Origin of the sequence: Frondihabitans sp. PhB188 (assembly GCF_003752365.1) — a bacterium.
GTDB lineage: Bacteria > Actinomycetota > Actinomycetes > Actinomycetales > Microbacteriaceae > Frondihabitans.
This window is the reverse complement of sequence record NZ_RJUO01000004.1, coordinates 348,365-361,203: the sequence shown is the minus strand read 5'-3', so window position 1 is coordinate 361,203 and position 12,839 is coordinate 348,365. Positions and strand designations below refer to the sequence as shown.

The following is a 12,839-nucleotide window of genomic DNA, read 5'->3' as shown; positions in this document are numbered from 1 at the left end:
GCTCACGCGACTCCCCCGGTGGCCGGCTGCGCGCCCGTCAGCGCCTGCTCGGCGCGGGCGAGCGCGGTCGAGAGCGCGGCGTCGATGAAGCCGGCGCGCAGGTCGGCCTGGGCGTCGCCGCGGCCGAGCGACGGGTCGGCGACGAGCTTCACGCCGAGCGAGTCGGCCTGGCCGTCGAGGAGGGAGAGGTCGGACGGGTTCAGGCGCACGACGACCACGTCGGCGGGGTCGACGTCCGACAGGGCCCGCGTGAGCGCGGCGATGACGGTCGACGACGGATTGGTCTCGACCTCGTAGCCGAGGATCGCCGCCGCCAGCTGGAGCGAGGTGACCAGCAGGGTCTCCTGCGCTTCGGTGCGGAGCGCCGTCTGGCGGTCGTCGATGGCTCGCGCCGACGCCACCATGATGGCGGCGGCCGCGGCGGAGCGCGCGTCGGCCTGCGCCACGGCGGCGTCGCGCTCGGCGACGAGCTGCGCGCGGAGGGCGGCCGTCTCGGCGGCGGCGGCGCGGAGGCCGGCCGCGTAGCCCGCGGCGTGACCGCGCTCGGACGCCTCGTTCTCGCGTGCGGCGGTGATCGGGTTGCGGAGGACGGGGAACGCCGCCTGGACGAAGCTACTCAACGAGGGCCTCCTCGTCGCCGCGCTGCACGGTGATCGCGCCCTGGGCCTCGAGCTCGCGGATCGCGGTGACGACCGAGGCGCGGGCCTCTTCGACCTGCGACATGCGGACCGGGCCGGCGGCGCGGATCTCGTCGTCCAGGAGCTCGCGGTTGCGCTCCGACACGTTCGCGCGGATGACCTCGGTGACGGCCTCGGGAGCGCCCTTCATGGCGATCGCGAGCACGGCCGCGTCGATGCCGCGCAGCACCTGCTGCACGTCGCGGGCGTCGAGCTTGACGATGTCGACGAAGGTGAGCATGCGCGAGCGAACCTCTTCGGCGAGCGCCGGGTCGCGCGCCTCGAGGCCCTCCAGGAGGATGCGCTCGGTGGCCGCGTCGGAGCGGTTGATGATGTCGACGAGCGGCTGGATGCCTCCGACGGCCTCGACCTGCTCGCGCGGGGCGACGACGGCGCCGGCGCGGACCTTGAGGGTCTGCGCGACGATCCCGACGGCCTCGGGGGTGGCGGTGCCCATCGTGGCGATGGCCTGCGCGACGTCGGTGCGGAGCGACACGTCGAGGCCGACGAGCACGGCCGACGCCTGGTCGGCGGCGAGGTGCGCGAGCACGAGGGCGATGGTCTGGGGCAGCTCGCCGTCGAGGAGGGTGAGCAGCTGGCCGGAGTCGGCGGCCTCGAGGAACTCGAACGAGCGGCCGGCCATGGACGACGCGAGGCGCTCCATGACGCCGGCGGCCTTCTCGGAGCCGAACGACGCCTCGAGCAGCCCGACGGCGAAGTCGCGGCCGCCGCGGCGGGTCAGGCGACCCTGCGTGGTGAGGTCGTGGAACTCGCCCACGGCCTCGTCGGCGACGGACGACTCGACGCGGCGCATCTTGACCAGCTCGGCCGTGATCTCGTCGGCCTCGGCCTCGCTGAACTTCTGCATGACGGCGGCCGCGCGGACCTGGTCCATCTGCATGAGGATGACGGCGACCTTCTGGGCGCCGGTCAGCTCGGCCGCCTTGGTGACGGGGCTCATACCGGCTGCCTGTCATCGAGGAGCCCGCGGAGCAGCTCGGCGGTGCGGTCGGGGTCGGAGGCGGCCAGGGCGTCGATCTCGGCGCGCTTGCGCTCCATCGAGGCGCCCTCGGGGTCGAGCGACGGGATCTGCGCGGTCACAGCCGTGCGGGGCTGCGAGGCCTCGAGGAGGCGGCGCTGCTCGGCGGCGTCGAGAGCCATTTGCTTGGTCTCGGCGTCGCCGGGCCAGGTGGTCGCGACCGACGAGATCTCGCCGAGGTCGATGTCCTCGCGCTCCTGCTTGCGACCGCGGCGGGTCAGCAGGAAGAGGGCGATGAGCAGCGGGATCGCGATTCCGCCGATGGTGGCGGCCGTCTTGATCAGCGAGTTCTTGCTGTCGGCGGCGGCCTGGGCGTTCGCCGACTTGAGAGCGGCGGCGGCGGCCTTGGCACCGGTGGTGCTGAAGCTCACGGACTGGACGCTGACGGAGTCGCCGCGGGTCTTGTCGACGCCGGCCGCCTTCGAGACGAGGTCCGAGATCGCGGTGAGGCTGGTGCCGCCGGCGACCGAGCTGTTGATGGCGACCGAGATGGTCTGCTTCGTCAGCTGGCCCGCGGGGATCGACGTGGTCTCGGTGGTCTTGTCGACGGCGTTGTTCTTGGTCGCCGACTCGTTGACGTAGCCGCCGTCGGTGGCCGACGCGGAGGGGTCGGATGCGGAGCCGGAGGGGACGGCGATGTTGTCGGGGCCCAGGACGCCGGTCGTGCCGGTGCTGCCGGATCCTGCGCCGCTGCCGTAGGACTCCTTGGTGCTGGACTCGCTGAGCGGAGCCGCGCCGCCGGTGGGAGCCGTGTACGACTCGGTGACCTTGGTGCCCGACGACTGGTTCATGTCGGCGGCGACGACGACGGTCGAGTTGCCGGCGCCGAGCACCTTGTCGAGCATCGCCTGGACGTTGGACTGCACGCGGCTCTCGTAGTCGCTGGACTGCTTGGACGACGAGCCGGTGGTGCCGGTGCCGACGGCTGAGAGCACGTTGCCGGAGGCGTCGACGACGGAGACGTCGGTCGGCTTCATGCCCTCGATCGAGGCGGAGGTGAGGTGGACGATCGCGTCGACCTGGTCGGTCGACAGCGTGACGCCCGACTTCGGCTGCACGAACACCGACGCCGTGGGGTCGGTCTTCTCGTCGGCGAAGACGGTCTCGGCGGGGATTGCGAGCTGGACGCTGGCGGCCTGGATGCCGTCCATGGCCATGATCGTCTTGGCGAGCTCGCCCTCGATCGCGCGCTTGTAGGTGACGTTCTGCTGGAACTCCGACGAGGTGACGCCCATCGTGTCGAGCAGCGAGTAGCCGCCCGAGTTGTCGGCGGGGAGGCCGGCCGAGGCGGCCTTGAGGCGCTCGGCGTACACCTGCGACTGCGGCACGAGGATCGTGGAGCCGCCGTCGGTGAGCTGGTAGGGGACGCCGTCGGTGGTGAGCTGGTCGACGACCGACGACGCGTCGGTGGCGGCGAGGCCGGTGAAGAGCGGCGTGTACGAGGGCTTGGTGAGCCACGAGGTGAGGGCGATGCCGCCGAGCACGAGCACTGCGACGCCGATGACGGCGAGGGTGCGCTGGGCGACGGTGAAGGCCTGGATCTTGCTCTGCAGGCCGGTCAGCATGGAGCGGAGTGCGGGGGGCATCAGGCCTGCATCCTCATGATCTCGTTGAACGCGTCGACGCCCTTGTTGCGGACGGCGGAGACGAGCTCGAGGGTGACCTGCGCGCGGGTCGCCGCGATGGTGGCGGTGTGGACGTCGTCGAGGTCGCCGGTGACGGCCTTGACCGCCAGGTCTTGCGACTGGCCCTGCAGCGACTGCAGGCCGTCGATGACGTTGCCGAAGCTGCCGGCGCCGGTGGTCGGCGTCGCGTCCATGCCGTTGATCTGCGAGGCGTCCTGAGTCGCGCCCACGTTCGAGACGCCGGAGTTGAGGGCGGTCGAACCGACGGGGAAGGTCCCGTTGACGGGGTAAATGGGCATCAGTTGCGTCCGATCTCAAGTGCTGCTTCGTAGCTTGTCTTCGCGCGGTCGACGACCGCCGCGTTCGCCTGGTAGCCGCGCTGGGCCATGATCAGGTCGGCCATCTGGGTGCCGAGGTCGACGTCGGGCATCCGGACGTAGCCGTTCTCGTCGGCCTGGGGGTCGTCGGGCGAGTACGTGACCCGGCCGGCGGCACTGCCGAACGCAGCTCCCTTGACGTAGACGCCGGAGACGCCGTCGCCCTCCTGCACCTCGACGTAGCGCGCCTGGAAGGCGGCCTCCGACATCGGCTTGACGGTGTTGACGTTGGCGATGTTGTCCGAGATGGCGTCCATCCACTTGCGGTGGACGGTGAGGCCCGTGCTCGCGATCCCGATCGCGTCGAACATGCCCATCAGCTGCTCCTCAGAACGGAGCGGACGCTGGTGAGCACGTTGTTCTCGGCCTGGGTGGCGAACTGGTACTGGAGCACCGTCGTCGTGTTGCTGAGCGTCTCGGTGTCGAGGTTGACGTTGTTGCCGTCCTCGTTGGTGGGCTCGAGCGAGCGGGCCATGGTGGCGGTGGTCGAACCGCTGCCCGCCTTGACGGACGCCGCGAGGGCGTCTTCGAACGAGACCCGCTCGGCGGTGTAGCCGGGGGTGTTGATGTTCGCGATGTTGTTCGCGATCGCCTTCTGGCGCAGGGAGAGCCCGTCGAGGGCGCTCTCCAGAGCTCGGGAGGTCACGGATTCCAGCACGTCGGCTCGCTTCGCGGTTGCAAGTGGCGGGGCGGCCGATCCGTGGCCTGATGAGGTGAGCGATCCGTGCTCACTGTGCTCTATCGGCCGGGTGAGGCGATGGCGTTAGGGGTGGTTCGCTCCCGACCGCCCCCGTCTTCGGGGGGCATCATTGACGGATGTCCGTTCCCCGTACCGCCGCACGCCTCCTGCTCGGCGGCATCCTCGTCTTCGCCGGCGCCTCGCACCTCACCTTCGCGCGCGAGCCCTTTCAGGCGCAGGTGCCGAAGTCGATCACCGACAACACCCCGCTGACCATCGACCAGGTCGTGCTCGCCTCGGGAGTCGTCGAGATGGCGCTCGGCGCGGCGATCGCCTCGGGCATCCAGCGGCGCGCGGTCGGCAGCCTGGCGGCGACCTTCTTCACCGCGATCTTCCCCGGCAACCTGTCGCAGCTGCTCAAGCGCGAAGACGCATTCGGGCTCGACACCGACAAGAAGCGCGCGCTGCGCCTGCTCGGGCAGCCGCTGCTCGTCGCGTGGGCGCTCTGGTCGACCCGCAAGTAGCGAGCCCTGGGCGCAGGAACTCGGGGTGGCCGGGTTCCCCAGAGACCTCGCCGCGCCGCGGCAAGAAGGGCGCCGCGGCGTGGGCCGTGACGCCGGACGACCGAGGCTTGTCCGAGGTCCGGTGCCGCGACACGCGTCGCGGCAAGAAGATTCAGCCGGTGGCGTCGAGATAGACCGCGCGGTCGGAATCCCGCGCCGCAGGAACCGACTTCAGTGCGGCCAGGTGCTTGACCACCGTACGGCGGGCCTCCAGCACGCGCTGGATCGCGGACTTCTGGGCGTCCTGCACCTCGCGGGCGCGCTCGACGAGGTCGGCGGGCAGCGGGCCGAGGTCGGCCTGGGGGGTCCACGCCGAGGGGGCGTAGGCGCTGTCGCCCGAGGCGCCGGCGACGGCCTCCATCTCGGCGAGCGCGTCGAGCCAGGCCTGACGGGTCTCTTCCGACCTAGGCAACGCCGAGGCTCCCGCCCAGGTAGGTGGGGGTGTCGATCGTGGCGGCACCCGCGGCCGGGATCGAGGCGGCGGCCTCGTGCCACGCCTGGCGGAGCGGCTCGAGGAGGCCGATGGCCTCGCGGGTCAGCTCGACGTTGCGGCGCACGTTGGCGTTGACGAGGGCGACCGACACGTAGGTGTACAGGGCCTGGAGCTCGACGCCGCCCTCCCAGAGCTCGACGCGGAGCGACGTGGTGAGCTCGGAGACGATGGCCTGGGCGTGGAGGAGGTTCTCGGAGGCGGTGGCCCAGGATCCTGCGCCCTGTGCCGCTTCTGCCCGGCCGAGGTCGAGGAGGAGGCGGTCGTACAGCATGGTGAGGAGCCGGGTCGGCGTCGCCGAGAGGATGGCCTCGCGCTCGTAGGCGCTGCGCTGGGCGGTGTGTCCGAAGGTGAGGGTCATGGCGGTTCTCAGCTGTAGGTCGGCAGGTTCGCGAGCGACGACGTCAGCGACGTAGCCTGCGACTGGAGGTTGGAGAGCTGCACCTCGAGAGCGGAGTAGAGCTTCTCGAGCGAGGCGCGGCGGTCGGTGAGGCGGAGGTCCCACTCGTCGACCTGCTTGCTCATGGACGTGACGAGCGACTGCTGGCCGGTGATGACGCCGGTGATCTGGCCGTCGTACTTGTCGGATGCCTGGTTCGCGGCGTCGGCCACGCGCGACGTCAGGGTCGAGAACATCGCCTGCGTGCCCTCGGGGTCGGCGGCCATCGCGGCGGCGAACTTGTCGGCGTCGAACGAGAGGATCCCGTCACGGGTGATGCTGATGCCGATCTCGGACGGCGACTTGCCGTTGACCGGCAGCGAGGCCGCGTCGACGAGGGACTGGTTGACGCCGCGCACCGTGCTGTCGCCGGTGAAGGGGCCACCGGAGACGACGGCCTTGCCCGACGAGTCGGTGCTGTTGACGATTGCGCTCTTGGTCGAGATGAGGCCGAAGACGCCGTTGAGGCTGTCGACGAGGCCGGAGGCGACCTTGCTGGCAGCGGTCTGGTCTTGGGCGACGGTGACCGTGACCGGGTCGGTCGACGCCTTGGTGACGGTGACCGAGACGCCGGGGAGCAGGTCGGCGAACGTGTTGGTGTTCGACGTGATGGTCTGCTCGGCGCTCGTGCCGGCCCAGAGCGTGACGGTGGCGTCCTGCGCGGTCTTGGTGACGGCGGCACCGGGAGCGGCGAGAAGGTCGGACCCGCCCTGGAGGACGGTGAAATCGCCCTTCGTGCCGGTCGACTGCGCCGTGAACTGGAGGCGGTACCGAGTCGAGCCGTCGGCGGCGGTGCCCGAGGCGACCTTGACCGCCTTGACGCCCGAGCCGGATGCGTTGACCGCGGTGACCACGTCGTCGAGCGAAGTCGACTTCGCGGTGATGTCGAACGACTTTCCGGTCGAGTCGACGATGCTGAGGGTGGCCGGGTCGGAGGGCCAGGCGGACATCGCGGCGGTGACGCCGGTCTTGGCCTGGGCGACGGATCCGACGGTGAAATCGATGGAGCCGGCGGACGCCGCTGTGGAGGCGGTCGCTGTGACGGTGGTCGACGAGGTCGAGGCCGTGAACAGCGACAGCGAGGTGGCCGACTTGGCCGTGGTGGCGGCCGTGGCGAGCGCGGCTACCTGCGTGTTCAGGCCCTGGAGGGCCGTGATCGCGGACTGGGTCGAGGTGACCTTGGCCTTGAGGAGGGTCTGGGGCTGCGATTCGACGGTCATCAGGGAGTTGATGAGCGACGTCGTGTCGAGACCGGAGACGAGGCCGTCGACGGCGAGTCCTGCCATGAGCGGCTCCTTTCAGCCTTTTCGAGAACGACTTTGGTCCGCGGAGGGGGTGAGGAGGGGACCCGAACTTCCACTCCTCACCCTCCATCCGCGGATGGGTGGTGCTGGTACTGCTGCCCGCTCGCTAAGGACTAGCGGAGGAGGCTCAGCACACCCTGCGTGCTCTGGTTCGCCTGAGCGAGCATCGCGGTGCCGGCCTGGCTGAGGATGTTCGATCGCGTGTACTTGACCATCTCCTCCGCCATGTCGGTGTCGGTGATGCGCGACGAGGCGGCCGTGAGGTTCTCCTTGGCGACGTTGGTGTTGTTGATGGCGTGCTCGAAGCGGTTCTGAACCGCACCGAGGCCAGCACGAGCCGTGGAGATCTTCGTGATCTCGTCGTCGATCGTCTTGATCGCAGCGGCCGACTTGGTGGCGTCGGTCAGGTCGATGGCGCCGACGGCGGTGGCCGTCTTCGACACGTCAGCGGTCGAGAGGTCGACGACGATGGTGTTCGAGGCGGTGTCCGAACCGGCACCGACCTGGAAGCTCAGCTTGCCGTCAGCGCCCGTGCCACCCTTGCCGTCCAGCAGCGAGATGCCGTTGAAGTTGGTGGAGGCGGAGATGCGAGTGAGCTCCGTGGTGAGGGCGTCGGTCTCGGTCTTGATCGCAGCACGCGAGGTGTCGTTGTTCGAGTCGTTGCCGGCCTGAACAGCGAGGTCGCGCATGCGCTGGAGGATCGACTGCGTTTCGGTCAGTCCACCTTCAGCGGTCTGGACGACGGAGATGCCGTCCTGCGAGTTGCGAGCGGCCACCGTGAGGCCGCCGACCTGCGACTTGAGGCCCTCGGAGATGGCGAGGCCCGCAGCGTCGTCAGCGGCACGGTTGATGCGGAGACCCGACGAGAGCTTCTCGAGGGACTTCGACAGCTCACCCTGCGTGCTGTTGAGGTTGCGGTAGGTGTTGTTCGCCGCGAGGTTGTTGTTGATCTGGAAACCCATGATGTTCTTCTCTTCCGTGATTGTTGGGGGTGGTTCTGCCGCCCATCCGTGGGCTGACATTGATAGCTATCGGCGGCGCGTGCCGGTCCGTTAGCGAATTCTCGAAAAGTTTTTCAGGAGGCGACGGCGACGCGCGGAGCCTCGGCGTCGTGCAGGGCGATGCCGATGCCGGCGACGGCGTTCCCGGCGACACGGGCGAGGTAGGCGGCGCGGCGAGCAGGCGCGGTGCGCGACTCGTGGACGACCTCGGCGTTGTCGTCGGACGCATAGTGGGTGTTGAGGCCGTCGCGGAGGAGGCGGATCGCCTCGGTGCGCTGCTGCGAGACGGCGGAGTGCGTGATGCCGAGCTCCTCGGCGACCTCGGTGACGCTGCGGTCGCCGAAGTAGACGTTCTCGATGATGAAGCGCATCTTCTCGGGGAGGGCGTCGACAGCGGCGCGGAGGTAGCGGGTGCGCTCCTGCTCGAGCAGCGTCTCCTCGGGGAGGATGATGTCGGCGGCCAGCTGGTCGGCGACGGTCTCGTCGATGGCCGACACGGTGCGCGAGGCGTCGGTGAGGGCATCGGCGGCGGTCTGGCGGTCGACGCCGAGCGACGAGGCGATCTCGTCGACGTTCGGGGTGCGTCCGAGGGCGGCGGTCAGGGTCTCCTGCGTCGCGAGGGTCTCCTTGATGCGCTTGCGGGTGGCGCGGCTGGCCCAGTCGCTCGAGCGCATGTCGTCGGCGAAGGCCCCCATGATGCGGGTGCGGGCGTAGGCGCCGAACGGCACGCCCTGCGTGGGGTCGAAGGCGTCGGCGGCCTGGACGAGGGCGAGGGCGCCGGCCGAGGCCAGGTCGTCACGGCTGAGGTGCGTCGCCTTGGCGCACACCTCGGAGACGAGGTAGCCCACGAGCGGGAGGTTCTGAACCACCATCGTGTTGCGTTCCGTCTTGTTCATCGTGACCCCTGAGTAGGCATGACGAATAACCCCGGCGGCAGAGCGCGCCGAAGCGATTCGAGTGGAAGGTGCCGCGGTCGCGGCGGGAGAGTTCGTGGAGTCCGGCTCGTCCCTAGCGGTCCGCCGGCGGTGTCGGAGTGATCTTTCCGACACCCATAACGCTAGAGGGGCGCAACCCCCGAAAACTAGGCCGAAATGGCCCCACTCCGGGGGTTTGGGGTGTCGTCATTTAGGGGGACAGACAGCAATTTTCCCGCATATTCACCCCCGTAAGGGGAGTTGTGACGGGGCGGTCGGGAGCCGGGGTGCCAGGCCCGTGTCGACCATTCGGGGGGCACGGATATCGCACGAAGTCTCGATCGCCTCTAACGCCCTGTGCCGCCCTGCCGATAGTGGTCGTTGTGAGCCGGACGGCCACCTGCGGCACAGATCGCAGCCAAGACGTGGAGGGACCGTGGGCGTGAACGAATTGTCCGCCGTGCTCTGGCGTGAGAGGGAGCTCCTGGAGCTCCTCACGTTCAAGCTGGAAGAGGAGCAGCTGCTCCTCACCGCCGGGAAGTCCCGGTGGATCGAGCACGCGACCCGCGAGGTCGAGCAGGTGCTCGACCGCCTGCGCTCCGCGGGCCTCGAGCGGACCGTCGAAGTCGCCGTCGTCGCCGAGGAGTGGGGGACCGACTCCGAGATGCCTCTGCGCGAGCTCGTCGAGCACGCGCCCGACGGGCCCTGGGCCGACATCTTCTCCTCCCACCTCCGGGCGATGACGGAATTGACTCGGCAGATCAAGCAGCTGCGCGACGAGAACGAGCAGTTCCTGCGCGCCGCCGCCCGCTCCACCCAGGAGACGCTCGCGACCGTGTCGGCCGACTCCTCCCTCTACGACTCCCACGGCGCCGGGCGCGCCGCGACGGCGTCGTCGAGCCACCTCTTCGACGGACGGCTGTAGACGTGAGCACCTTCTCCGGGCTGAACACCGCATACCGCGGCCTCTCGGCCGCACGCGCCGGCCTCGACGTCGTCGGCCAGAACATCGCGAACGCGTCGACCGAGGGCTACACGCGTCAGCGCGTCACCACCTCCTCGATCTCGGCCGTGCAGCCCGGCGTCTTCTCGACCGGCACGAACATCGGCCAGGGCGTCTCGATCGACGGGTACGCCCGCATCGGCGACGCCGCCCTCGACACCCAGGTGCGCACCACGGCGTCATCGGCCGGCTACGGCACGGTCCGATCGAGCGTCCTCTCGACCCTCGAGGGCTCTCTCAACGAGCCCGGCTCGACCGGCCTCTCGTCGCAGCTCTCGAAGATGTGGTCGGCGTGGGGCGACATGTCGAACTCCCCCGACAGCGCCGCCGCCGCCTCCACCCTCATCGGGCAGGCGCAGTCGATCTCGGACACGATCAAGACCGGCTACCAGTCGGTGAGCAGCCAGTGGAGCGCCGCCCGCTCGTCCGTCCAGACGATGGCCGACACCCTGAACGCCACCGCGACCCAGATCGCCAGTCTCAACGGCCAGATCCAGCAGGGCATGGCCACCGGCGGCTCGGTCAACGAGCTGGTCGACCAGCGCAACCTCCTCACCGAGAAGGTCGCGGGCCTCGCCGGCGGCACCGTCCACGCGAACACCGACGGCACGGTCGACGTCCTGATCGGCGGCAACGCCATCGTGTCGGGAACGAGCTCTCGCACGGTCCAGGTCTCCGGCTCCTCCACGATGGAGGGCGCAGCGGCCTCCCCCGTCACCCTCGAGTGGTCTCACCGCCCGGGCGCCTCCGTCGGGCTCGACGGCGGTCAGATCGCAGGAACTCTCTCAGTCCTCGCCCCGGCCGACGGCTCCGGCACCGGCGGGGTCCTCGCCGAGGCCGGCGCGACGTACAACTCGTTCGCGACCACCCTCGCCTCCGCCGTCAACGCGGTGTACTCGACCGGTGCGACCGCGTCGGGCACCACCGGCGCGAACTTCTTCGCCGTCTCGACGACCGGCCCCGCCGCCCTCGGCCTCTCGGTGGTGCCCACGTCGGCCGCCGCGATCCAGAGCGGCGCCGTCGGCGCCGGAGCCCGCGACGGCTCGATCGCCGACAAGCTCTCCACGCTCGGCACTGGCAGCGCCGCTCCCGACCGCGTCTGGGCCGGGTTCGTCACGACGACCGGCTCGCTGGCCAAGAGCGAGATCGCGTCGTCGGACCGCGCCACCGTCGCCGCCACCGCGGCCAAGACGCAGCAGACCTCGACGGCGGGCGTCGACCTCGACGAGGAGAACGTCAACATGCTCACGTTCCAGCACGCCTACCAGGGCGCGGCCCGCGTCATGACGGCGGTCGACGAGATGCTCGACACCCTGATCAACCGCACCGGACGGGTGGGCCTCTGATGCTCGGACGCGTCACCAACCAGACCGCCGCCATGGCCTCCTCGCGCATGCTCCAGGCGAACCAGGCTCGGCTCGCGCAGCTCAACAGCCAGGCGTCGTCGCTCAAGGCGATCACCGTGCCTTCGGACGACCCGACCGCCACCGGGCAGTCCCTCCTGGTCCGATCGCAGCAGAGCGCGAACTCCCAGTACGCGCGCAACGCGACCGACGGCGTCGGCTGGCTCTCGACGACGGACGCCGCCATGAGCGACACGTCCAAGATCCTGAACCGCATCCGCGACCTCACCGTCCAGGGCGCGAACGACGGGTCGATGTCGGCCACGGCCAAGGAGGCGATCGCCACGGAGCTCGTCGGGCTCAAGAGCGACCTGCTCGCGACCGCGAACACGTCCTTCAAGGGCCGCTCGGTCTTCGCCGGGTCGTCCGACGCCGGCGTCGCCTTCACTCCCGGCACCTCGACCACCGACCCGGCGACCGGAGTCGTCACGACGACGCAGCCGGCGTTCACCGGAACGGCCGGCAGCAGCGTCCAGCGCCGCATCGCCGACGGCACGACCGTCACGGTCGACACCGACGGCGCCGCCGTCTTCGGGACCGGCAGCGACTCCGTGTTCTCGATGGTCGACGACATCGTCAGCGATCTCCGATCGGGCGTCAACGTCAGCAGCCACCTCGCCGACATCGACACGCACCTGACCGCTGTCCGCGGCGCCTGGGGCGACGTCGGCGTCCGCCAGAGCCAGCTCGAGCGCGCCCAGGACAGCCTGGCGTCAAACGGCGTCTCGCTCGAGAACCAGCGCTCCGGTATCGAGGACCTCGACCTCGCCAAGGTCATCCTCGACCTCCAGACCCAGTCAGTCACCTACCAATCCGCCCTTGCGACCACCGCCAAGGTGATCCAGCCGACCCTGATGGACTTCCTCCGATGAGCGCTTCTCTCTCCTTCGTCACGCCCCCTCCCGGCCTCGACCCCCTCGTCGACTTCACCCTCGACGAGATCAGCGGCGCCGCCGGCCTGTACTCGCTGCACGCGAGCGACGAGCCGGCAAAGCGCCTGTTCGTGGTGGACGCGTCGGTGCACCTCGGGCACTACTCGCCCGAGATCTCGACCGAGCAGGCCGACCTCCTCGGCCTCACCACCCCGGCCGACGCGCTCCTGCTGGTCGTCGCCAACCCCGCCCCGGAGGGCACGACCGTGAACCTGATGGCTCCGATCGTCGTCAACGTGACCACCGGCGCCGCGGCCCAGCTGATCCTCGACGAGCAGGAGTGGCCGCTCCGCGCGCCGCTGGCCCCTGCCCGTGCGGCGGCTCCCGCCGCCCGACCGGCGGCGACGCCGGCGTCCGTGGCGTCACGGGCGAAGGCTCCCGTCCTCGCCTGAC

At 70.1% G+C, this 12,839-nt stretch carries 16 protein-coding genes; 5 read left to right on the top strand and 11 right to left on the bottom strand.

Features of this window, described 5'->3' with window-relative positions:
- Positions 1 to 2: 2 nt before the first annotated feature.
- From EDF46_RS13840 to EDF46_RS13815, 6 genes are read right to left on the bottom strand one after another with little or no spacing between them, the layout of a single operon-like run.
- Positions 3 to 620, bottom strand: coding sequence for a FliH/SctL family protein (locus EDF46_RS13840; protein WP_123506888.1), 618 nt, complete (start codon positions 618 to 620; stop codon positions 3 to 5).
- A complete protein-coding gene (gene fliG, locus EDF46_RS13835) occupies positions 613 to 1,638 on the bottom strand; it encodes a flagellar motor switch protein FliG (RefSeq protein WP_123506887.1) in 1,026 nt (341 codons plus the stop codon). The genes EDF46_RS13840 and fliG overlap by 8 nt, the downstream gene beginning before the upstream one ends.
- The gene (gene fliF / locus EDF46_RS13830; protein ID WP_123506886.1) at positions 1,635 to 3,302 is read right to left on the bottom strand and encodes a flagellar basal-body MS-ring/collar protein FliF; all 1,668 of its coding nucleotides are present in this window, start codon (positions 3,300 to 3,302) and stop codon (positions 1,635 to 1,637) included. Before fliF ends, fliG begins: the two co-directional genes overlap by 4 nt.
- Positions 3,302 to 3,640 carry a flagellar hook-basal body complex protein FliE gene (fliE, locus tag EDF46_RS13825; RefSeq protein WP_123506885.1) on the bottom strand — a complete coding sequence of 113 codons (339 nt, stop codon included), beginning with the start codon at positions 3,638 to 3,640 and terminating at the stop codon, positions 3,302 to 3,304. Before fliE ends, fliF begins: the two co-directional genes overlap by 1 nt.
- Complete coding sequence (locus EDF46_RS13820) at positions 3,640 to 4,035, bottom strand: flagellar basal body rod protein FlgC (protein WP_123506884.1); 396 nt, start codon at positions 4,033 to 4,035, stop codon at positions 3,640 to 3,642. The genes fliE and EDF46_RS13820 overlap by 1 nt, the downstream gene beginning before the upstream one ends.
- Entirely contained in the window at positions 4,035 to 4,376 is a 342-nt protein-coding gene (locus EDF46_RS13815) for a flagellar basal body protein (protein WP_123506883.1), read from the bottom strand. Before EDF46_RS13815 ends, EDF46_RS13820 begins: the two co-directional genes overlap by 1 nt.
- A gap of 158 nt (positions 4,377 to 4,534) precedes the next feature.
- Here EDF46_RS13815 and EDF46_RS13810 point away from each other — a divergent pair, with 158 nt between their 5' ends.
- Positions 4,535 to 4,921, top strand: a complete 387-nt coding sequence (locus EDF46_RS13810) for a DoxX family membrane protein (RefSeq protein ID WP_123506882.1) — start codon at positions 4,535 to 4,537, stop codon at positions 4,919 to 4,921.
- 151 nt (positions 4,922 to 5,072) lie between these two features.
- On the opposite strand, the gene EDF46_RS13805 is transcribed toward EDF46_RS13810, so the two are convergent.
- From EDF46_RS13805 to EDF46_RS13785, 5 genes are all read right to left on the bottom strand, one after another.
- Positions 5,073 to 5,372 carry a hypothetical protein gene (locus EDF46_RS13805; RefSeq protein WP_148061220.1) on the bottom strand — a complete coding sequence of 100 codons (300 nt, stop codon included), beginning with the start codon at positions 5,370 to 5,372 and terminating at the stop codon, positions 5,073 to 5,075.
- Positions 5,365 to 5,811 (bottom strand): flagellar export chaperone FliS, encoded by a 447-nt coding sequence (gene fliS / locus EDF46_RS13800; RefSeq protein WP_123506880.1) that lies wholly within the window; start codon positions 5,809 to 5,811, stop codon positions 5,365 to 5,367. Before fliS ends, EDF46_RS13805 begins: the two co-directional genes overlap by 8 nt.
- A gap of 8 nt (positions 5,812 to 5,819) precedes the next feature.
- Positions 5,820 to 7,175, bottom strand: a complete 1,356-nt coding sequence (gene fliD / locus EDF46_RS13795) for a flagellar filament capping protein FliD (protein WP_123506879.1) — start codon at positions 7,173 to 7,175, stop codon at positions 5,820 to 5,822.
- 131 nt (positions 7,176 to 7,306) lie between these two features.
- Positions 7,307 to 8,155 carry a flagellin gene (locus EDF46_RS13790; RefSeq protein ID WP_123506878.1) on the bottom strand — a complete coding sequence of 283 codons (849 nt, stop codon included), beginning with the start codon at positions 8,153 to 8,155 and terminating at the stop codon, positions 7,307 to 7,309.
- Between the two features lie 113 nt (positions 8,156 to 8,268).
- Positions 8,269 to 9,090, bottom strand: a complete 822-nt coding sequence (locus EDF46_RS13785; protein ID WP_123506877.1) for a sigma-70 family RNA polymerase sigma factor — start codon at positions 9,088 to 9,090, stop codon at positions 8,269 to 8,271.
- Positions 9,091 to 9,544: 454 nt separating this feature from the next.
- Between EDF46_RS13785 and EDF46_RS13780 the strand changes: the two genes are divergently transcribed.
- From EDF46_RS13780 to EDF46_RS13765, 4 genes are read left to right on the top strand one after another with little or no spacing between them, the layout of a single operon-like run.
- Positions 9,545 to 10,033 (top strand): flagellar protein FlgN, encoded by a 489-nt coding sequence (locus EDF46_RS13780; RefSeq protein ID WP_123506876.1) that lies wholly within the window; start codon positions 9,545 to 9,547, stop codon positions 10,031 to 10,033.
- A 2-nt stretch (positions 10,034 to 10,035) separates the two neighbouring features.
- Complete coding sequence (gene flgK / locus EDF46_RS13775) at positions 10,036 to 11,457, top strand: flagellar hook-associated protein FlgK (RefSeq protein ID WP_123506875.1); 1,422 nt, start codon at positions 10,036 to 10,038, stop codon at positions 11,455 to 11,457.
- Positions 11,457 to 12,386, top strand: a complete 930-nt coding sequence (flgL, locus tag EDF46_RS13770) for a flagellar hook-associated protein FlgL (RefSeq protein ID WP_123506874.1) — start codon at positions 11,457 to 11,459, stop codon at positions 12,384 to 12,386. Before flgK ends, flgL begins: the two co-directional genes overlap by 1 nt.
- Complete coding sequence (locus EDF46_RS13765) at positions 12,383 to 12,838, top strand: flagellar assembly protein FliW (protein ID WP_123506873.1); 456 nt, start codon at positions 12,383 to 12,385, stop codon at positions 12,836 to 12,838. Before flgL ends, EDF46_RS13765 begins: the two co-directional genes overlap by 4 nt.
- Position 12,839: the final 1 nt, after the last annotated feature.